General features: G+C 56.5%; 16 protein-coding genes. 3 read left to right on the top strand and 13 right to left on the bottom strand.

The genetic code is table 11. From position 1 onward, the window contains the following. Position 1 precedes the first annotated feature (1 nt). Positions 2 to 2,047 (top strand): capsule polysaccharide biogenesis protein, encoded by a 2,046-nt coding sequence (locus tag KIN_RS02850; protein WP_159804437.1) that lies wholly within the window; start codon positions 2 to 4, stop codon positions 2,045 to 2,047. Here KIN_RS02850 and KIN_RS02845 read toward each other — a convergent pair. Continuing rightward, positions 2,044 to 2,847, bottom strand: a complete 804-nt coding sequence (locus KIN_RS02845) for a metallophosphoesterase family protein (RefSeq protein ID WP_243144797.1) — start codon at positions 2,845 to 2,847, stop codon at positions 2,044 to 2,046. The two genes, KIN_RS02850 and KIN_RS02845, sit on opposite strands and share 4 nt — an antisense overlap. Positions 2,848 to 3,048: 201 nt before the next feature. On the opposite strand from KIN_RS02845, the gene KIN_RS02840 reads away from it, so the two are divergent. Then, positions 3,049 to 4,074: an NAD-dependent epimerase/dehydratase family protein gene (locus KIN_RS02840; protein ID WP_159804436.1), complete on the top strand. Its 1,026-nt coding sequence runs from the start codon at positions 3,049 to 3,051 to the stop codon at positions 4,072 to 4,074. 80 nt (positions 4,075 to 4,154) lie between these two features. Here the strand turns inward: KIN_RS02840 and KIN_RS02835 are convergent, their stop codons facing one another. The 3 genes from KIN_RS02835 to nrdR all read right to left on the bottom strand — a co-directional run bounded on the left by KIN_RS02835 (position 4,155) and on the right by nrdR (position 6,308). Beyond that, complete coding sequence (locus tag KIN_RS02835; RefSeq protein WP_159804435.1) at positions 4,155 to 4,508, bottom strand: hypothetical protein; 354 nt, start codon at positions 4,506 to 4,508, stop codon at positions 4,155 to 4,157. Positions 4,509 to 4,736: 228 nt separating this feature from the next. Beyond that, the gene (gene ribD, locus KIN_RS02830) at positions 4,737 to 5,834 is read right to left on the bottom strand and encodes a bifunctional diaminohydroxyphosphoribosylaminopyrimidine deaminase/5-amino-6-(5-phosphoribosylamino)uracil reductase RibD (protein ID WP_243144796.1); all 1,098 of its coding nucleotides are present in this window, start codon (positions 5,832 to 5,834) and stop codon (positions 4,737 to 4,739) included. A 6-nt stretch (positions 5,835 to 5,840) separates the two neighbouring features. After that, complete coding sequence (nrdR, locus tag KIN_RS02825) at positions 5,841 to 6,308, bottom strand: transcriptional regulator NrdR (protein WP_159804434.1); 468 nt, start codon at positions 6,306 to 6,308, stop codon at positions 5,841 to 5,843. 201 nt (positions 6,309 to 6,509) lie between these two features. On the opposite strand from nrdR, the gene KIN_RS02820 reads away from it, so the two are divergent. Beyond that, positions 6,510 to 7,370: a methyl-accepting chemotaxis protein gene (locus KIN_RS02820; protein WP_159804433.1), complete on the top strand. Its 861-nt coding sequence runs from the start codon at positions 6,510 to 6,512 to the stop codon at positions 7,368 to 7,370. A 121-nt stretch (positions 7,371 to 7,491) separates the two neighbouring features. On the opposite strand, the gene rpoD is transcribed toward KIN_RS02820, so the two are convergent. From rpoD to KIN_RS02775, 9 genes are all read right to left on the bottom strand, one after another. Then, the gene (gene rpoD / locus KIN_RS02815) at positions 7,492 to 9,474 is read right to left on the bottom strand and encodes an RNA polymerase sigma factor RpoD (protein ID WP_159804432.1); all 1,983 of its coding nucleotides are present in this window, start codon (positions 9,472 to 9,474) and stop codon (positions 7,492 to 7,494) included. Between the two features lie 78 nt (positions 9,475 to 9,552). Then, a complete protein-coding gene (gene dnaG, locus KIN_RS02810) occupies positions 9,553 to 11,487 on the bottom strand; it encodes a DNA primase (protein WP_159804431.1) in 1,935 nt (644 codons plus the stop codon). Positions 11,488 to 11,519: 32 nt separating this feature from the next. After that, entirely contained in the window at positions 11,520 to 12,053 is a 534-nt protein-coding gene (locus KIN_RS02805; RefSeq protein WP_159804430.1) for a sarcosine oxidase subunit gamma, read from the bottom strand. Then, on the bottom strand, positions 12,046 to 14,976 hold the full coding sequence (locus KIN_RS02800; RefSeq protein WP_159804429.1) for a sarcosine oxidase subunit alpha family protein: 2,931 nt from the start codon (positions 14,974 to 14,976) through the stop codon (positions 12,046 to 12,048). The genes KIN_RS02805 and KIN_RS02800 overlap by 8 nt, the downstream gene beginning before the upstream one ends. Continuing rightward, positions 14,966 to 15,235: a sarcosine oxidase subunit delta gene (locus KIN_RS02795; protein WP_159804428.1), complete on the bottom strand. Its 270-nt coding sequence runs from the start codon at positions 15,233 to 15,235 to the stop codon at positions 14,966 to 14,968. Before KIN_RS02795 ends, KIN_RS02800 begins: the two co-directional genes overlap by 11 nt. A gap of 9 nt (positions 15,236 to 15,244) precedes the next feature. After that, complete coding sequence (locus KIN_RS02790) at positions 15,245 to 16,498, bottom strand: sarcosine oxidase subunit beta family protein (RefSeq protein ID WP_159804427.1); 1,254 nt, start codon at positions 16,496 to 16,498, stop codon at positions 15,245 to 15,247. Between the two features lie 99 nt (positions 16,499 to 16,597). Next, positions 16,598 to 17,131, bottom strand: coding sequence for a hypothetical protein (locus tag KIN_RS02785; protein ID WP_159804426.1), 534 nt, complete (start codon positions 17,129 to 17,131; stop codon positions 16,598 to 16,600). 93 nt (positions 17,132 to 17,224) lie between these two features. After that, on the bottom strand, positions 17,225 to 17,806 hold the full coding sequence (locus tag KIN_RS02780; protein ID WP_279285218.1) for a TadE/TadG family type IV pilus assembly protein: 582 nt from the start codon (positions 17,804 to 17,806) through the stop codon (positions 17,225 to 17,227). Next, on the bottom strand, positions 17,803 to 19,401 hold the full coding sequence (locus KIN_RS02775; protein WP_159804424.1) for a Tad domain-containing protein: 1,599 nt from the start codon (positions 19,399 to 19,401) through the stop codon (positions 17,803 to 17,805). The genes KIN_RS02780 and KIN_RS02775 overlap by 4 nt, the downstream gene beginning before the upstream one ends. Between the last annotated feature and the right edge of the window lie 162 nt (positions 19,402 to 19,563).

Here is a 19,563-nt window from a genome sequence, read left to right as displayed (position 1 = left end):
CGTGACACGGGCGCAGAGACCAACACCCCAAGCCGCGGACGAGCCCCCTCGCCCGCGGCTTTTCTATTTCAACGGTGGGTTCTTCACGCAGAAGCAGGTGCGCCGCATACTCACCCTTTCAGGATATGATCTGAAGCTGGGAAAACCCGGCCCCGACGATCTGGTGGCAGTCTGGGGCAAAAGTCCGACATCTGGCAGGGGCACCGCAGTTGCCGACCGGACAAATTCCCGGCTGGTCCATATCGAGGATGCGTTTCTGCGGTCCGTAAAACCGGGTCGCATCGGGGCAGAACCACCAATTGGTCTGACCATCGACACTCAACGCCCCTACTTTGACAGCGGCGGACCATCCGATCTGGAAACATTGCTGGCGACCGCGCCGTTTGACGACACTGCCGTGCTGGACCGCGCACGCAATGCAATGGATCTTCTGCGTTATCATCAGATTTCAAAGTACAGCGATTTCGACCCCACGATCGACCTGCCCGCACCCGGCTACGTTCTGGTGCTGGACCAGACAAAAGGGGACGCTGCAATCACCCATGGCAATGCGGACGCCAATAGCTTTCGGGAAATGCTCGCATTCGCTCAGGAAGAACATCCCGGTGCGCGTATTATTGTAAAGAGCCATCCAGAAACAGCGCATGGGGCCCGGGCAGGCCATTTTGACGGGGCCTCCCTTGGCCCTGACATACTCCGTCTTTCCGATGCCGTCCCAAGTTATGCCCTGCTGGAAGGCGCGATCGCCGTCTACACCGTCAGCTCGACGATGGGATTTGAGGCGGTCCTGGCGGGCCACAGGCCAATTGTATTTGGTCAGCCCTTCTACGCGGGATGGGGTCTTACCGATGATCGAAATCCCATAGACCGACGGCAGCGAAGCCTAACCCGAGCTCAGCTTTTTGCAGGCGCGATGATGCTCTATTCAAAATGGTACGATCCGTACCGCGACCGCCTCTGCGAGATTGAGGATGTAATTGCAACGCTTGCTGCGCAGGCCCGCGCATGCCGAGAAGATCGGCAGGGATATGAGGCGGCGGGGATACGCCTCTGGAAGCGCCGCGCCATTCAAGACTTTTTTGGTCGAGCCGGGGCCCCGGTCAGATACAAGCAATCCCCAAGCGGGACCGCCCCACTCTTGACTTGGGCAAACCGTGCCACGCCGGATATGTCCGCGATTTCGGTTGGTTCAGGTCGCCCACTTGTCCGGGTGGAAGATGGATTTCTGCGCTCGCGCGGCTTGGGCGCTGAGCTCGTGGCGCCGCTGTCCCTGGTCGCCGATCCCGAGGGCATCTACTATGACCCGGCTGCCCCCAGTGCCCTTGAAGACTTCATTGCGGCGTCCGTCCAATTGCCGAAGGGTGCAATTCGGCGGGCTGAGCTCTTACGACACAGCATCGTTCAGCAGGCGCTAACGAAGTACAATCTGGGCGGCGAGGTCCCATCGTTCGATACTGATAAAACAGTGATCTTGGTGCCGGGTCAGGTCGAAGATGACGCCTCTGTCCTGCTGGGCGCGGAAACTGTATCGACCAATCAAGACCTGATTGAGGTCGTTCGCGCCGAATATCCAGACGCTTTTCTTGTTTTCAAACCTCACCCTGATGTCGAGGCTGGCCTGAGAGCAGGCACGCTCACCGATAGCAGTGCCGCCGATCTGGTCACATCGAATGCCGATGCCGTCGCCCTGCTGGAGCAAGCCGACATTGTTGCCACCATGACCTCGCTAATGGGGTTTGAGGCCCTGCTTCGGGGCATTCCCGTGGTTTGCTATGGTGTCCCGTTCTACGCTGGTTGGGGACTAACGACAGATAAGATGGCCATGCCCACCAGGCGCGCCGCGCGACCCAGCTTGGATCAATTGGTCCATGCGGCGCTGTTGGATTATCCACGCTATTTCGATCCCGTGACGCGACAGCCCGCACCGGCAGAAGTCATTGTCGCGCGTCTGGCATCCGGGATTCTGCCGAGCGCAGGATTTCGCAACCGCGCACTGTCAAAGCTTCAAGGGCTGTTTGCCAGCCACGCGCCACTCTGGCGGCGTTAGTGGGACTGAGATACTGACGTCGTCAGGAAACTCACATCTTCGCCCGGGAACATGATGGCAGAGGTCAAAACGCCGGAGTCGTAGGCACCGGTGTCAATTGAAACCCGGCGATCTTGGCAAGACGGCTGCTCGACGGTGGTGTGTCCGTGGACCACCCATATGCCGTCGGAGCGAGACCTCGACAGAAAGTCAGGATGCCCCCAGATCAACACACGATCCGCTTGCATCTCTATATCCTTAGACGGATCAACGGCAGCATGGACCATCGCAACATTGCCGCTGATGTACTTTGTCGGGCGCGCGCGCAGCCAATCGATAAGGGCCTTGCCCATCACGTCTTCCAGATCAACGGCCAATTCTTCCGCCACATCGCCACCAATATTCGGCGCGCTCACGTCAAGACCAAAGCTCTGGCAAGTGGCAAGTCCACCGTTCCGCAGCCAGCGGGAGTAGCGCGCACTTGGATCTTCCAGAAAATCGAGAAGCATCTGTTCATGATTTCCCATCAAGCAGATGAAATTGTCCGGAAATTCCGCGCTGAGCGCGTGCAAGCGACGCAGTACGGCCTGACTGTCAGGACCCCGATCTATCGCATCGCCCAGAAAAATGAGTTTCGGATCGGGATAGCGCTGCTCACCGATCACCTTGTCTATCTGACCCAGTATATCCTCGAGCAAATCGATACGTCCATGAATGTCGCCGGTGACAAACAGGGCGCCATCAGGCTCGGGCTGGCCCATTTCGAGCTCCAGCATTTCTACGGGCACTTTCCGCCCCATCATGGATTTCAAAAAACTCATCTTGTCTCTACCTTACCAAGTCTTGCCGCCTGTGGTCACTCCGCCTAAACGTCCACCTGCGTCCAACGGCCAAACACTGCTCAAATAAACCTCTGATCAGGTTACCTTGACCTTAAAATAGCCAAGGATTGCGTCGTTATATTGACCTCGGCGCCGGAATTCGTCACCGAACAGGCGACGTCTGGAAAAGGAAAATGTTTGATGAGTTTGGCAAACGGCCGACCGACTGCGCTTGTGACCGGCTCCGCGGGTTTCATCGGCTACCACCTTGTAAATCAGCTGCTTTCCGACGGTTTCGATGTTGTCGGGTTAGATGGGATGTCGGACTACTATGACGTCGCCCTTAAAAAACGTCGTCATCAGATGTTGTCACAATCGCCAAATTTTCGCCCAGTTGAAGCACTGATGGAAACCGACGGCGTCTTTCAGAGGCTGTTCGAAGAATCACAGCCCGATGTGGTCGTTCATTTGGCCGGTCAGGCGGGCGTTCGTTGGTCCATAGACAACCCACGCGCCTATCTCGACGCCAATTTGATTGGGGTATTCAACCTGCTTGAAGCTGCTCGCGCCAACCCGCCGAAACATATCCTGATGGCCTCGACATCCTCTGTCTACGGCGCAAATACGGAAATGCCCTATCAAGAGACCCATCGTGTCGATCACCAGATGAGCTTTTATGCGGCGACGAAGAAGGCCAATGAGGCAATGTCGCACTCCTATGCGCATCTCTATGACCTTCCGATCACAATGTTCCGTTTTTTTACGGTGTATGGGCCATGGGGCCGCCCTGACATGGCCTATTTCAAATTCACCCGGGCTATTTTTGAAGGCGCGCCAATCGAGGTTTACAACCACGGCGACATGCAACGCGACTTCACCTATATTGACGATCTGGTCCGAGGGATAAGACTGCTGATGGATGCGGTGCCGGATCACACGTCAGACGCTGCCATCGAAAATGACAGCCTGTCTCCTGTTGCACCGTGGCGGGTGGTCAACATCGGTAACAACAGTCCGGTCCGACTGATGGATTTCATTGCGGCGATTGAAACCAGCATCGGCAAACCCGCTGTGAAAAAGTTCATGGAGATGCAACCGGGCGATGTCCCTGCGACATGGGCCGATGGGACGCTGTTGAACCGCTTGACAGAATATAGTCCGCAAACGTCGCTTCAGGACGGGGTCGACGCGTTCGTGGCTTGGTATCGCGACTACTACCAGACCTAAAAAAGCGAGCCCCTCCGATGGAAGGGCCCGCTTTTCAGGCGCGGGGGAAACGCCTGCGGGGGGAGGGAGTCGAGGGGCCTTTAAGAGTCGTCATCCTCCAGGCTGTTGCGAAGGTTAATGAGCTCGGCCAGCGAATAATTGTCTGCGTCAACGCCCAGAGATGCGGCGATCTGCGCTTTACCTGACGTGTTCGTTTCTACGTTTCCGCCGAAGAAGTAGCGGCCGTCGATGCTGTCCTCATGTTCCAGTCTTTCAGTTGCTGCGACGAAGTCCGGTCCAACACCTCGGGTTGGGATCTGAGCAGGTGCTCGAACGATCTGTTCGGCTGCGCTGTCGTTGAACTGTGCGAAATATGATTGTGCATCAGTGACTTGCGCAAAGGCGGGGGCGCTGAGGGAAACGGCGATTGCGGCGGTTGCTATGAAGGTTTTCATTGTCTGTTCCTTTGGTGCGTTTGTGTGTTGGGCTGTTTTGCCCGTTTGATGAAATGAATATGCGACCAAGCCTGATAGCAATCAACGCACGTTTACTGTATTTTTTGTGATTTAAGTGCGCATACGCACATAAAGGGTTTCTAACGGACAAGAGAACACTACGCCGTGAGAAATCGAAGCTTCTAAGCCAGTTTTTGAAACATATAAGGGGCGAGGTTAGTCAGAACGTCATTTGACCCGACGCCAGCGACTGAGAAGATCAGGACCGACCTGTCTTGTGTCGTATAATTCAAAACGGGGCGCTGCGCCCAGATCAGTCACACCCGTTACCGCAACGGATGGATATCCATCGGCCCCCAGAACCAGCCCGGCCTCAAAGCCCACCAGCTCGTCAACGCATCCCTCAGCCAGCAAACCCGCCGCGAGTGTGCCGCCACCCTCGCAAAAAACTCGGGTCAGTCCACGTTCAGCGAGCTTGCTTAGGGCGTGGTTCAGATTGATCCCGTCAGGTTTTTCCTCGACCTCTATCAGATCAGCGCCCTTGGTCCCCCAGAAGGTGCGATCCTCTTGGGATGCAGAAGGACCGTGGATGAGCCAAAGCGGGGCAGCCGCAGTATTCTCAGCAAGGGGACCGGTTTTCGGTAGGCTTAACCCGGCACTGACCACAACCCTCACCGGGGTGTTCCACCGCCCCACCCCGCGGACGGTCAAAGACGGTAAATCAAGCCGTGCAGTTCCGCCGCCGACCAGCACCGCATCATGACGCGCGCGCATTGCATGCACCTCGCGCCGCGCGTGCGGACCAGTGATCCACTGGCTCTCCCCGCTCGCCGTCGCGATGCGGCCATCAAATGAGCTTGCGAGCTTGAGGGTCAGAAAAGGTCGCCCGGTGCGCACCCGCGTCAGGAAACCCTGGTGAGCGATCTCGGCCTCCTGCGCCATGATCCCTGCGGTTACGTCAATACCGGCAGCAGTCAGCATGTCCTGCCCTTTCCCTGACACGCGATCATCCGGATCAGCAATGGGATACACGACGCGCGCAACATTGGCATCGATCAGCGCTTGCGCGCAGGGTGATGTCTTGCCGTGATGGGCACACGGCTCAAGACTGACATAGGCGGTGGCGCCGTTCGCAGCGGCGCCTGCCTGCTTCAACGCGACCCGTTCTGCATGGGGCCTTCCACCGGGGGCCGTGGTGCCGCGACCAACAACCCTATCGTCTTTGACGAGCACGCATCCAACAGACGGATTGGGCCATGTCAGTCCTAACCCGCGCCGACCCAAATGCAGCGCAAGCGCCATCCAGCGCATGTCGCTGCCAGCCATATCGGGTTACTCGTCTTTTTGAGAGGGCGGGCGCAGTTCGGAGACGAAATCTTCGAAATCGTCCGCCGCCTGAAAATTCTTGTAAACACTGGCGAAGCGTACATAGGCCACCGTGTCAATACGCGCGAGCGCCTCCATCACGATCTCACCGATGACCGGAGATTGGATATCTGTTTCGCCCATGCTTTCAAGACGCCGCACAATGCCTGAAATCATCTGATCCACGCGCTCCGGTTCGACCGGACGCTTCTGCAACGCGATCCTAATTGACCGTTCCAACTTGTCCCGATCAAAATCTTCGCGTTTGCCGGACGATTTGATCACCACGAGGTCACGCAATTGCACGCGTTCATAAGTGGTAAACCGACCGCCGCATGCCGGACAGAATCGGCGCCTGCGAATAGCGACATGATCCTCGGCAGGCCGGGAATCTTTCACCTGAGTGTCGACGTTTCCGCAAAAAGGACAGCGCATCACATTACCCCTATATGTGGTCTCTTGGGTGTTGGTCCCCAATGTCCACACACACTATAGGGAGCCACCCACAGTTTGTGTAGAGGGATATTTGCGGCCCTAAAAATTGCGGTTTGAGAACGCCTTCAACAGCGACCTTTTAAGAAGATATTGAGGTTTTCGCTACTAGGATGCGCCCGGTTTCCAAAGGATTTTCCGAGCATGACGATCCATCCAACGCGCATTGCGGCGATCCGGCACATCTTTCAGACGGTCCAGCAGAATGCGCGAAGCGTTAACCGGATCGTGACAGAGCGCAAGGCGAACTACGAGCGGGTGGCAGAGGTCTCCCAACAAGTGACGGGGCGGTTGGCGAGGGTCACGGGAACGTTGAAGGGGATGGTGGATCATTCCGCGACAGTCTCTGACCTGAACCTGAAGATCACCCAAACTTTCAGGGACCACCAATTGAGGTCAGCAGAGGCCCGCAGCAGACTGGATCAGATCCGGGATGAAATGGAAGACATGCGAGCCCGGCTTGAGGATGTGAAAACGACAAGCGGCGCTGTAGATACCATCGCAGTATCGGTACGCCTGTTGTCGCTGAATGCGTCGGTCGAGGCAGCAAGGGCCGGTGAGGCAGGCAAAGGCTTTGCGATTGTGGCGCAGGAGATGCGTGGTTTGGCGAACCTTGCGCGGGAACAGGCGGCTTCGATTGCGGCATCTGTGACAGACCTTGAACAGCGCGTTCAGAGCATGGGAAAAATTCGCAGTAAGAACCAGACCTTCATTGAAAACCTTGACGTGAGTCTCACCGAGATGATGCAAAACATGTCAGATCTAGGCGAGGCGACGACGACTGTTAAGACCGATGCCGTCAACAGCAGCCATGTACTGGATGAAGAAATTATAGTGGTGCAAGACCTTCTTGAGAACTTGAAGGCCGCGCGCGATGGTATCGACCTGACACTCTCGGGGTCGGCCAAGAACATTGAGCTCGCCAGCGAAGGGCTTGGCCATATCGATGCGATTTACGCGACGCTTGACGACGGTCCCACGGAGAAGTCGAGAGCCAGCGCATAACTGCAGCCCGCGACGGTTATACAGTGCGATTAACTGATCCCACGGCACCAATCCGATTTGCTCGTAAGAAACTCTCGGCAAGAGACTTTGGGCGCACGCAAATCCGCGTACGCCCAAAGTTCTATTGATCGAGGAAAGACCGAAGCTTCCGTGACCGGCTGGGATGCTTCAACTTGCGAAGCGCCTTTGCTTCGATCTGACGGATCCGCTCACGCGTCACACTGAACTGTTGACCCACCTCTTCAAGCGTGTGGTCGGTATTCATGCCAATCCCGAAACGCATCCGCAAAACCCGTTCCTCGCGCGGTGTCAGCGAGGACAAAACGCGCGTTGTGGTTTCCTTGAGGTTTTCTTGGATCGCGCTATCGAGCGGCAGAACGGCGTTCTTATCCTCGATGAAATCCCCAAGTTGGCTGTCTTCTTCATCCCCGATGGGCGTCTCAAGCGAAATGGGCTCTTTGGCGATCTTCATCACCTTGCGCACTTTTTCGAGAGGCATCTGGAGCTTTTCTGCCAGTTCTTCCGGCGTCGGCTCGCGCCCGATTTCGTGCAGCATCTGTCTGCCCGTGCGCACCAGTTTGTTGATCGTCTCGATCATATGCACCGGAATACGGATCGTGCGCGCCTGGTCGGCAATGGAGCGTGTGATCGCTTGCCGGATCCACCACGTCGCATAGGTCGAAAATTTGTAGCCGCGCCGATATTCGAACTTATCGACCGCTTTCATCAGGCCGATATTACCTTCCTGAATGAGGTCGAGAAACTGAAGCCCGCGATTGGTGTATTTTTTCGCGATAGAAATCACGAGGCGCAGGTTGGCCTCGACCATTTCCTTCTTGGCGCCCCGTGCTTCTTTTTCGCCCTTTTGAACTTGCTGAACGATGCGGCGGAATTCCGTGATGTCTACGCCGACATACTGACCCACCTGAGCCATCTCGGCCCGCAGATCTTCCACCTTTTCACGGGACTTTTCTATCAAAGCCGTCCAGCCACGACCGCTTTTTTCGGAAATGCGGTCAACCCAGCCGGGATCAAGCTCATAACCGCGGTATTCGTCAATGAACTCCCTACGGTTGATCCGCGCCTGATCCGCAAGTTTCACCATAGAGCTGTCGATGGACATGATCCGACGGTTGATGCCGTAGAGCTGGTCGATCAGCGCCTCAATCCGGTTGTTGTGAAGGTGCAGCGAGTTAACCAACACCACGATCTCTGTCCGCAATTCCTGGTAGGCGGTCTCTTCTTTCTTCGAGAAGCTCTCGTCGTGGTTGAGGGCCGCCGAAATCCGAAGGTCCTGCATGTCCGCAAGCTTCGTGTAGTCATCCGCGATCAGGTCAAGCGTTTCAAGCACCCGCGGCTTCAAGGCGGCTTCCATGGCCGCAAGGCTCATATTGGCTTGCTCATCCTCATCGTCTTCGTCGTCGGTCGCGATAGGGTTGCCGTCAGCGTCGAGTTCTTGTGTCTCTTCTTTCTTCTCCGCAGTTTCCGTCGTGGCGGCGGCCGTGACAGATTCCTCGCCCTCCTCCCCGTCTTCATCGAGAGAGTTGCCGAATGTGGTTTCCAGATCAATCACGTCGCGCAAAAGGATATCTTCGCTCAGAAGTTCGTCGCGCCAGATCGTAATCGCCTGAAAGGTCAGTGGGCTCTCACAGAGCCCCGCGATCATCGTGTTGCGGCCGGCTTCGATACGCTTGGCGATTGCGATCTCGCCTTCACGGGACAGCAGTTCCACCGAGCCCATTTCGCGCAGATACATCCGGACCGGATCATCCGTCCGGTCAAGTGTCTCCGTCGTTGAGGATGCAAGCACGACTTCTTTCGACTGAGACGTCTCGGCGAGCGCCTTAGAGGAGGTGTCTTCTTCCTCGGCTTCTTCCTCCTCAATGATATTAATGCCCATTTCAGACAGCATCGACATCACGTCTTCGATCTGTTCAGACGACACCTGATCAGGAGGCAAAACCTGATTGAGTTGATCGTAGGTGATGTAGCCACGCGTTCGGGCCTCTGCGATCATTTTCTTCACCGCAGCTTGGCTCATATCCAAGCCGTTTTCGGCGTCTTCCCGGTCTTGCTTCTGATCGTCTGTGTCTTTGGGGGCCATGTAATGCTCCTTAAACGCGAATCGGCGTCAGTCCGATTCCGAATCATTATCGCGAATCGCAGTGATTCGCACGTCTGTTTACCTTCTTTTCTTTACCCAAACCTCACCATCGATGAGACGTTGTAGATCAGCCGCCGTTGCGCCACGGTCAAGTTCATCTGTATCTTCTTGTTCTGACCCTCGACGTTCAGCGTCTAAAAGGTCGCCCCTCGCTTGGCTAAGTCGCCAAGTCAGCCCTTCATCCGGAAGCCCGGATATCTCACTCGTTGCCTCGTCGATGCCTTCTATTTCCAAACGCCTTGCTTGCAATTTTGCAAGTTCGTCAGATAGGGCTCTTATGCAGAAACTCCTGTCTGTCTGCGGACGTGCAGCAGTTACTACCTGCACATGGCTAAGACTGAACAATTTTTCAATAGCCCTTTTATCCACTTCGGCTTCTAAAATGTTGCGCAATCTGTCGCGGTCGGTCTCGTCGGGATGTCGCAGAAGCGCTGACAGCAGGGCGCGATGGTCGGCACCGTGCAAATCCAAAGTCTCAAGATCACCCAAAAAATCAGGTAGTAGATCCGGGTGAGAAATCAGTATCGCCAGAATGACCGCCTCACGAACCCGCTCTTCAACATCCGTGGATTGCGCGAGAAGCGAGTTCTTCGTCGACGCAAGTGCAACGCCTTTGGTCGGAAACTGGCCCCCAGGGTTCCAAGACTTACGTTGGCGTTTGGGGGCTGCGGCCGCAAAGAGTTCTGCGCGTAGACGCTTGATTTCCATCGCGTAGTGGTTGCGCAGACCGACATCCTGAATTTTCCCCAACGCCGCGCGTAAGGATTGGTCGAGGGCCGCGCGACGTTCCGGGCTGTCGAAGACTTTGCCATCGGTTTCGCGTTGCCAAAGCAAATGGACGAGAGGCTTTGACCCCTCAACCAGATTGCGCATCGCCTCTGGCCCTTGCGCGCGGATCAGATCGTCGGGGTCCTGACCCTCTGGCAGCACGCAAAACCGCAGGGATTGCCCCGCCCCCAGCATCGGCATCGCCAAATCAATCAACCGCTGAGCGGCACGCAAGCCCGCAACATCGCCATCCAGCGCAATAACCGGCTCCGGCGATATCCGCCACAAAAGCTGCAGCTGCGTTTCAGTGATCGCAGTGCCCAGAGGCGCAACGGTTGCACCAAACCCTGCTGTCGCCAGCGCGATGACATCCATGTAACCTTCGGCGACGACCAGCGGCTGGCCCTTCCCGGCGGCCTCACGCGCGGGACCGTGGTTGTAAAGGCTGCGTCCCTTATCAAAGAGCTCGGTCTCGGGGGAGTTCAGGTACTTCGCGCGTGCTTCTTTTTGCATTGCACGGCCACCAAAACCGATGCATCTGCCGCGCGGATCGCGGATGGGGAACATGATCCGATCGCGGAACCGGTCATATGGCTGCTTGCCGTCATTGGGTTTTGCACAGAGCCCGGCATCGATGATCAAATCTGGCTTGACGCTTTTTCCGGTCAAGTGGGCCCAGATCCCCTGCCGTGCATCAGGGGCGAAGCCAATCTCGAATCGTTCTTGCACTACCTCGCTCAGCCCCCGCTTGGCGAGATAGTCGCGCGCCTCGGTGGCGGCAGACGTCTTGAGCTGAAGTTTGTAGAACTGGACGGCCTGCTCCATCACCTCGGCCAGTTCGGTCCGGCGGTCCGCTTTCTTCTGCGCCTGCGGATCGCGGGCCGGCATCTGCATCCCAACTTCGCGCGCAAGGATTTCGACGGCCTCCATGAAGCTGACGTTCTCGGTCTCTTTTATAAAACCGAGCGCATCGCCTTTGGCGTGGCAGCCGAAGCAATAGTAATAGCCCTTCCGGTCATCGACGTGAAAGCTGGCGGTCTTCTCTTGGTGAAAAGGGCACGGCGCCCACATGTCACCTTTGCCCTGATTTGATTTACGCGTGTCCCACGTGACTTTGCGCCCCACCACTTGCGCGATGGAGGAGCGGGACCGCAGTTCATCAAGAAATCCGGGTGGCAGACTCATCCCTGCAATATCGGTCCGCGCACTCCCAGAGTCTAGGTGGACAGAGCGCCGCGTGCAGCGACAGCGTCCATCACATGGGACACTTCATTCACCAGCGTCTTTGCAAACGCGCGAAACACCATGATCTCGAACCCCGTCTTGGTCCGAATGATGATGGCTGGCATGTGACCAATGAGCGATCTTGCAACTTGGCTTGCGGTCATGTGCGCGCAGTCGAGCGGACAAATCCGTGCCATAACATCGATGGCGGCAGCGCCGCCTAATGCGACCATCGCCCATGCGTCCGATTGGTCCGTCACCGCCGCGTCCAGCGCTGGCACTTCGGCATCCAAAACGAAGAACTGGTTTTGCCCGGTCCATACGATCCGGCCGTCTTTTGCTTTAACGCTCTGACCCGGCGCTGGAAGCTCAACCCCAAGAGCGGTTTTCAACGGCTTCAACAGCGTACTGTCTTCGAACGGGGCAAGCGACGTAATGCGCTTCGGAATGATTTCGCTCAGTTCAGCCTCACCCGCCTCATACGGCAGCAGCCCTTCGCAGGGCGTTCGAGCAACAAGTTCAACCACGGGCTCTGGTCCCTTCCGGGTCAAGGAAGACAGGGTCGCAGACCTCGACCAGTGTTTCGAGGTCGCGCAAATGGTCTACCAGTTTCAGCGTCTCGCCATGGCGCGCGCGCCCATTGCGCAAGAAGCCCAAAGCCAGCATGCCACGGGTCGGAGAAAATCCTACGGACGTCGAGTAGCCCTGCTGGGCTGTCCGGGTCGGCTCATCATTTGGCGAAAAGAGAAACGCGCCCGCGTTCATTTTCTTGACTGCGCCCGCAGGTTTCAGACCGACCAGTTGCTCACGCGTATCCCCCAAGAGGCCGGGACGCTGAGCGGCAGTTTTACCGATGCAATCTTTCTTGCCCGAGATCATCCGCTCCATCCCGATATCAAAGGCTGTCACCCGCCCATGAATTTCAGCGTGGGTGATAAAGCCTTTTTCTATTCGCAAGACGTTCAGCGCCTCCATGCCATAGGGGCCGCCGCCTTGTTCTTTGGCCGCCGTGCACAGCGCATCAAAAAGTGCCGCACCGTAGCGACTTGGCACCGCGATCTCGTAAGCGTGCTCTCCCGAGAACGAAATCCGGAAGAGCCGCGCCGTAATTTCGCCTACGCTGACGTCGCCGCACCCCATGAAGGGAAAGCTGTCATTGTCGATGGGCGCATCCAAAAGTCCGTTCAACAGGTCACGAGATTTTGGACCAGCTACCGCGAATTGCGCCCATTGCTCGGTGGTGGAAATGAAGCGAACGTCCATATCCGGGCAAAGGCACTGATGGACAAACTCCAGATGGCGCATGACTTGTCCCGCCGCGGCGGTCGTGGTGGTCATCACAAAATGATGCTCCCCCAGACGCGCGGTCGTCCCGTCATCCATCACGTGACCGTCTTCGCGCAACATCACACCGTAGCGAACCCGACCAACCTTCAGCGTTGAAAACGTGTTGATGTAGACAAAGTCCAGAAATGCACCGGCGTCCGGACCCTGAATATCTATCTTGCCCAAGGTCGAGACGTCGCAGACGCCCACATGGTTGCGGACCATCTCAACCTCCCGGTCACAGGACTGGCGCCACGTGACCTCGCCCGCCTTTGGGAAGTAACTGGGGCGATACCAAAGACCCGCTTCAATCATCGGCGCCCCGGCCTTGACACTTGCCACGTGCGATGTGGTCAGGCGTTGCGGTGCAAAGCCGTGGCCCTGCGCATACGCGCCCATCGCCGCGATCGACACCGGCGTGTATGGTGGTCGGTACGTTGTAGTTCCTGTCTCGGGAATGGAACGCCCCGTGACGTCGGCCAGCACCGCGAGCGCATTGATGTTTGAATTCTTGCCCTGATCCGGCGCCATCCCTTGGGTTGTGTAGCGTTTCATATGTTCGACAGATTTGAAGTTTTCCTGAGCGGCCAATGCCACGTCCTTCGCGGTGACGTCGTTTTGAAAGTCGATCCACGCCCGCCCTTTTCCCGGAACGACCCAGAGTGGTGAGATCTTCGTCGCGCTGTCTTCTGCCTCAGGCGCCGGTGTCGTTTTGGCGGAAATCCCAATCGCGTCGAGCACTGTCTTTGCGCGGAAGATGCCCGACTTGAGGCAACCTTTGGTTGAGAAGGTTCCGCCTGCGGCCCCGGCAACCTCCATCCCCGGTACGGAACCCGGCGTCGGGATGAAGGCGACAAGTTGCTCGTTCCATTGGGGACGTCCATTCATGTGGCACGTCAGATGAACCGTCGGGTTCCATCCCCCCGACATGCCGACACAATCGGTCGTCAGCCAGACCTCCTGATCTTGGGCGGTGCGCAGCGTCACACCGTCGACCCGCATCCGCCCACGCGCGCCGGTAATCCGGGCACCCTTGTAGATCGGGAAATCTCCTTTGATTTCAGCATCCGGACGGCTGTCAATATAAGCCGCCACCTCGAGCCCTGCAGCTTGCAGATCCAACGCAGACCGAAAGGCGTCATCATTGTTCCCAAACAAGGTGATGCGCTTGCCGGGCGCAACCCCGTACCGGTTGAGATAGCCACGGATGGCAGAGGCCATCATGATGCCGGGACGGTCGTTATTGCGAAAGGCGATGGGGCGCTCCATCGCACCGGCTGCATAAACGGCGCCCTTCGCGACGATACGCCAGAACGTCTCCAGCGGGGCGCCCTTCGGGTCGCTCACGTGCTGCGCCACACGTTCGAGCGCGGCGTAGGTTCCACCGTCATAAGCCCCGGTAACAGTTGTTCGCCGCATCAGCCGGACGTTTTCCATCTCGCTGAGTTCTTCTACCCGGGCGGCGGCCCATGCAGCGCCTGGTTGGCCATCGATGTCATAGCTTTCAAAGTTCAGCCTGCCGCCGAACCGGAAATCCTCTTCACACAGGATCACGTCTGCCCCAGACCGGGCTGCAGTCAAAGCCGCCATAATCCCCGCAGGTCCGGACCCGATGACAAGCACATCGCAGAACGCGAACGCCTTTTCGTAGTCATCAGAGTTGTGCGCCATCGACAACGATCCAAGGCCCGCTGCCCGCCGGATGATGGGTTCGTAAAGCTTCTCCCAAAATGCCTTCGGCCACATGAACGTCTTGTAGTAGAAACCTGCGCCCAGAAACGGGGCCATCAGATCGTTCAGTTCGAGCACATCCCATGTCAGGTTGCCCCAGTGGTTTTGGGATCGGGCGTCGATACCAGCGTGGATTTCTTGCTGGGTCATGCGCACGTTGGGCGTGATCTGATCGCCTCTGTGAAGCTCAACCAGACCGTTGGGGTCCTGCGGGCCGTCCGACATTATCCCACGCGGACGATGGTATTTGAAAGACCGCCCGATCAACCTGACACCGTTCGCCATAAGGGCAGATGCCAAGGTGTCACCGGCAAGTCCTTTGTAGGTCTGACCGTCAAATTTGAAGCTGACCGATTGGTCTCGATGGACTAGCCCTTTGCCGTCAACGCGCATCGCGGATCTCATCCTTGGCCAAGCTCACCTGCAAGATCTCATGCGTCGTAACATTGCGCTCAACGACAAGCCATGCTGCGCATCCAGCCTCATGTTGCCAAAGATCCCGGGTTACGCCCGCTGGGTTGTCCCGCAGGTGAAGGTAGCGATGCGTTGCCTCAGCTTCGCCCTCGACAGGTCGATCCAAATAATCTGCAGCGCCGAGATAGTAGAATTCCCGCCGATCTCGGTCGCCGCAAATGGGGCATGTCAGTCGCATCGTCCGTCCCTAGTGCAAGTTGTGCTGAGAGCCTGTGCCCTCTTCATCCATGAGCCCGCCGCCGGTTCGGAAGCGATCAAATGTATGGCGTTGGGCGACCTCGTGGGACCGATCCTCGGCCATCAAATGCGCCATGCACCAGCCAGATGCCGGAACAGCCTTGAACCCGCCATAGCACCAGCCGCAGTCCATATAGAGACCGTCAATCTCTGTGCGGTCTATGATGAAGGAGCCGTCCGGCGTCATGTCCATGATACCACCCCAACTGCGCAAAACCTTGGCCTTGCCGATTGCGGGCATCAGCGTCATGCCCGCCTCCATCACGTGCTCCATCATCGGAATGTTGCCCCGCTGGGCGTAAGAAGCGTAGAAGTCCAGATCGCCCCCGAAAACGAGCCCCCCTTTGTCCGATTGGGACAGGTAAAAGTGGCCCATGCCGAAGCTGACCACATGATTGACGGCAGGCTTCAGACCTTCACTGACAAACGCCTGCAGCACGTGACTTTCGATAGGCACCTCGAGGCCCGCCATTGCAGCAACCTGCGAAGATCGCCCTGCGACAACGATCCCGACTTTCTTGGCCCGGATCGGCCCGCGCGAGGTCTGGACGCCGGTTACCTTTCCACCGTCAACATCAATGTCTAAGACTTCACATCCCTGAATCAGATCAACACCGAGTGTGTCGGCTGCGCGGGCGTATCCCCATGCCACCGCATCGTGTCGGGCCGTTCCACCGCGCGGATGAAAGAGACCGCCATAGATCGGAAAGCGGGTGTTTTCAAAATCGAGATACGGCAATTCCGCGCGCACGCCGTCGCGGTCCAAAAGGATCGCATCATCCCCCTGATTGCACATCATGTTGCCCCGCCGCGCAAAGGCATCTCGTTGGCCATCCGAGTGAAACAGGTTAATCAACCCGCGCCCTGAGTGCATGACATTGTAGTTGAGTTCGCTTTCAAGCCCTTCCCAGAGTTTCAGAGAATGGCTGTAGAACTCTGAGTTTCCAGGCAGAAAATAGTTCGCGCGAACGATTGTTGTGTTGCGTCCCACATTCCCGGAGCCGATGTATCCCTTTTCCAGAACTGCGACATTCGTAATTCCGTGGTTTTTCGCCAAGTAGTAGGCGGTCGACAAACCATGGCCACCACCACCTATGATGACAATGTCATACTCAGCCTTGGGCTCGGGATCGCGCCAAACCGGCCGCCAGCCTTTGTTGCCGGTCAGGCCCTCTTTGAGCAATTGAAAAGCGCTGTATCCCATGCGTCTCCCCTGTGGATGGGGACACCAAAACAGCAAAACGGGCGGAGTTCAAATACCCCACCCGACATAGAAAATTCAGTTCGCGACAAAGTGGTCTGATCAGCCCCCTGCGGTCGCCCCACCTTCTTCCCCGTCGCCGTTCCCGCCGGGATCAGGGTCATTGGGATCATCCCACGCCAATCGCGCCGCAAAGCGTGGGCTTGTCACAATAAAGTTCTTGTATAAGTTGCCTTCTTTTTTCAAGCCGACGTTGAAAAGCGGTGTGTAGGCCGAGAAGCTTTCTACAATGAGCACGAACTCACCAGAAAACATCGTGGGAACTTGATCGGTGAACCAAGTCATCGTCATTTCGGCTTCTGTCAGCTTCGGAAATGCTACGGTCTCCGTAGAATAGCTCCAATCGATGATGTGCTTTGTTCCATCCCATTGGATTTGGCTGACGCGAAGCCCAGTGACGCCTCTGTCGCCTGCAAGATCTGCAAACAGAGTTTCAAGAGAATCCAGATATATCGGGGTCGCTGCATCCGTCCGCCGCGACAGAATATCACCGATCATGTTCGCGGCCTTGATGCCTTGGTTTCGATCTCGAACAGCGTCATAGAACGTGATGCTTGCGGCATACCAAGCCAACATCAGCGGTATCACAACAACGAGTTCAACCGTCGCAGAAGCGCTTGTATCTTTCCAAAATCGATTAAGTGCCGTCGAAAAATAATTTAACATATCCTAGGTTCCTCCAGCGCCAGCAGCGGCAGTGGCGACATCATCGATGGCGGGTTCGATTGCAAACGCGCCTTTCGTCACCATCGCGTAGCGACCTGTCGCATCACGACTCAGACTGACGGCAAGCGCACTTCCGGGGAAGAACGGCTTCACGACCATACACGCCCGAAGATAGACAGTCTGATTTTCTTTACCTTGCTCGAACGCAGAAGACGGAACGAAGTCATCGAGACCCCCACGATCAACACACTCACGGGCACCTGAGGGTATGTTGGAAGATGTCTCGTTTAGAACCGTCAGCTCAACCGCGAGGTTCTTCTTGCATTCGGGAAAGATGGCGGCTTTCGCGCAAATCATGTCGCCGATCTGATCCCGCGTAAACTCAGCACCGCCGGCAAGGCGCACATCGCGAACGGCAATATCGACAGAGCGTTCGAAAAGAACGTGCTTTGTCATCAACATACCCAATTCGAAGATGGTGAAAAAAGCCATCATCATCACCGGGAACGCCAAGCAAAACTCGAGCGTCGAATTGCCCCGCTCAGACCTGAGGAATGAGCGGGTTTTTGTGCGCCAAGGGGTCATCGGGTCAACCGAAGATCGTGGATCGTGCGTGCGATCTCGGCGAATGCGCCTTTCAGAGCCGTAGCACCTTTGACGTTGTGATAGTAGCTGGTCAACCCAGGCTTCTCACCGCCGGTCGCACATGTTTCCATTTCCGTGTGCGCACTTGCAGTCGTCGCCACCTCGAAGGCAACGGTGAATATGATCACACCGTTATTTTTGGCGAGCGTACAGGCCTTGTAAAAGTCAGTTACGTTGTCGGCACGGCTACTGGTCATGGTCTTGTCACCCCAATTGTAGGGCTGATCATCCAGTTCCTCTTTCCAGTTTTCAAAGTCATGGAAAGTGCCTTTGTAACCGTCTTGGTCCCTACTTTTATCGGGTTCTTTCCTGTCCTTATCCTTGGACGACCCATCAAACCCGGTTTTTTTCGGGACGAACTGGTCGGTAATGTTACCGTCCGTCATCAAGACAATGTACTTGATTGTGTCATCTGCATCCCATGCGGCAGGCCTCTGGTCGCGAAATCCCGGCTCCACTTTGTTGCGTTTGACGGTGACTTCGGTAGACGCGTAAAGGTCGCCTTCGTCTTCGACATTGCCTGTACCGTCGACGAACTCAACTTTATTGTACTTAAAGTCTTGTCCCTTCATATCTGCGATTACGGGCTTGGTTGCAGGATCAAGAAGTGCCAACCCCCAACGCATTCCGATATGAGTGCCGGTCCCGTCATGAAGTCTGACGTCTTCGATGAATTTTTTCAGCTCCGCCGCGTTGTTTGACGCAACTTGGATTGCAGCATTGTCCGATGGACACCAGCCCCAGTCCATCCAACTGTTCGCAATGTCCCATTTCATGAAATGCGGAACCTGCTTTGTCGAGAATGTGGGAAGTCCCGTATAATCAAAATCCGCCCGTTCCATCTTCGGACAGGAAGAATAGCCATGGTCCCGCTTACCGCCAATCTTGTCGAAGAGGTACGGACCTGGGTTCACCTGCCCGGCATAGGGCACAAGATTGATCGTAGAAGTCAGCTTAGCATCGCCGCCAAGCACGATGTCCACGAACTCTTTCGCAGCGGCGCGCAGACTTGTGATTCTGGGATCGCCTGTCGAGTCGGTGAACCGCATGGAGCCAGATATATCGAGAACAAGAGAAACTTCGATGTTTTCGATCCGCTCTTCAGCAGCTGACGTCGTCGCCACCGAAATCTGATCAATACCGAGAAGACGCATAAAGTACGGCCGCACCTCGGTCGATCCTGTAGCAGTCACGCTCTTGAAGCCGAGCCCGGTTTCCGGTTCTGGAATGACAGCTTTCACACCGCTCATACCGGCAGCATCTAGGTAGTCCTGAACAACGACCTTCGGATCGCGTGTCTGGTTGAGATCCGCGGCAGCAAGCACGGCCCGGTCCAATGTCGTCTGAATTTGAACGCGCCGCATCTCATGGCGCACGATGTCCACAGCCATCCCGCTGGCTGCAAGCATTGCAATCAAGATGAAAAAGCCGAAAATCAGCATCGATCCGCGCTGTTCTTGGCGGAACGAAAAAGCTCTTTTCTTCAGACCCGAGATCCCCGCAGATAGGAAACGGTTCGTTTCTTTATGACTCATCACAGTCCTTCCTTCAGCGCCATTGGCAGCCGCGTCGATGGAATTAATCTCTATTATAGAAGCCCCAGCACTGTGACCAAATTTAGGCAAAGCCGGGCTATTTTCTGGCTGTTTTTAAACGCATACGAGGCAATTCTGAGGTATCACGAGCACTGTTTCCGT

This window comes from Litoreibacter roseus, from assembly GCF_009811795.1.
GTDB lineage: Bacteria > Pseudomonadota > Alphaproteobacteria > Rhodobacterales > Rhodobacteraceae > Litoreibacter > Litoreibacter roseus.
Note: the sequence above shows the minus strand (reverse complement) of the source record. Positions and strands in the feature narration are given on the sequence as shown.

Bases quoted from the DNA above. Each gene is read 5' to 3' on its own strand.
- KIN_RS02820 (WP_159804433.1), top strand. From the start codon at position 6,510: ATGACGATCCATCCAACGCGCATTGCGGCGATCCGGCACATCTTTCAG.
- nrdR (WP_159804434.1), bottom strand. From the start codon at position 6,308: ATGCGCTGTCCTTTTTGCGGAAACGTCGACACTCAGGTGAAAGATTCC.
- KIN_RS02780 (WP_279285218.1), bottom strand. From the start codon at position 17,806: ATGACCCCTTGGCGCACAAAAACCCGCTCATTCCTCAGGTCTGAGCGG.
- ribD (WP_243144796.1), bottom strand. From the start codon at position 5,834: ATGGCTGGCAGCGACATGCGCTGGATGGCGCTTGCGCTGCATTTGGGT.
- KIN_RS02785 (WP_159804426.1), bottom strand. From the start codon at position 17,131: ATGTTGGCTTGGTATGCCGCAAGCATCACGTTCTATGACGCTGTTCGA.
- KIN_RS02775 (WP_159804424.1), bottom strand. From the start codon at position 19,401: ATGAGTCATAAAGAAACGAACCGTTTCCTATCTGCGGGGATCTCGGGT.
- KIN_RS02835 (WP_159804435.1), bottom strand. From the start codon at position 4,508: ATGAAAACCTTCATAGCAACCGCCGCAATCGCCGTTTCCCTCAGCGCC.
- KIN_RS02795 (WP_159804428.1), bottom strand. From the start codon at position 15,235: ATGCGACTGACATGCCCCATTTGCGGCGACCGAGATCGGCGGGAATTC.
- KIN_RS02790 (WP_159804427.1), bottom strand. From the start codon at position 16,498: ATGGGATACAGCGCTTTTCAATTGCTCAAAGAGGGCCTGACCGGCAAC.
- KIN_RS02840 (WP_159804436.1), top strand. From the start codon at position 3,049: ATGAGTTTGGCAAACGGCCGACCGACTGCGCTTGTGACCGGCTCCGCG.
- dnaG (WP_159804431.1), bottom strand. From the start codon at position 11,487: ATGAGTCTGCCACCCGGATTTCTTGATGAACTGCGGTCCCGCTCCTCC.
- KIN_RS02845 (WP_243144797.1), bottom strand. From the start codon at position 2,847: ATGAGTTTTTTGAAATCCATGATGGGGCGGAAAGTGCCCGTAGAAATG.
- KIN_RS02800 (WP_159804429.1), bottom strand. From the start codon at position 14,976: ATGCGCGTTGACGGCAAAGGGCTAGTCCATCGAGACCAATCGGTCAGC.
- rpoD (WP_159804432.1), bottom strand. From the start codon at position 9,474: ATGGCCCCCAAAGACACAGACGATCAGAAGCAAGACCGGGAAGACGCC.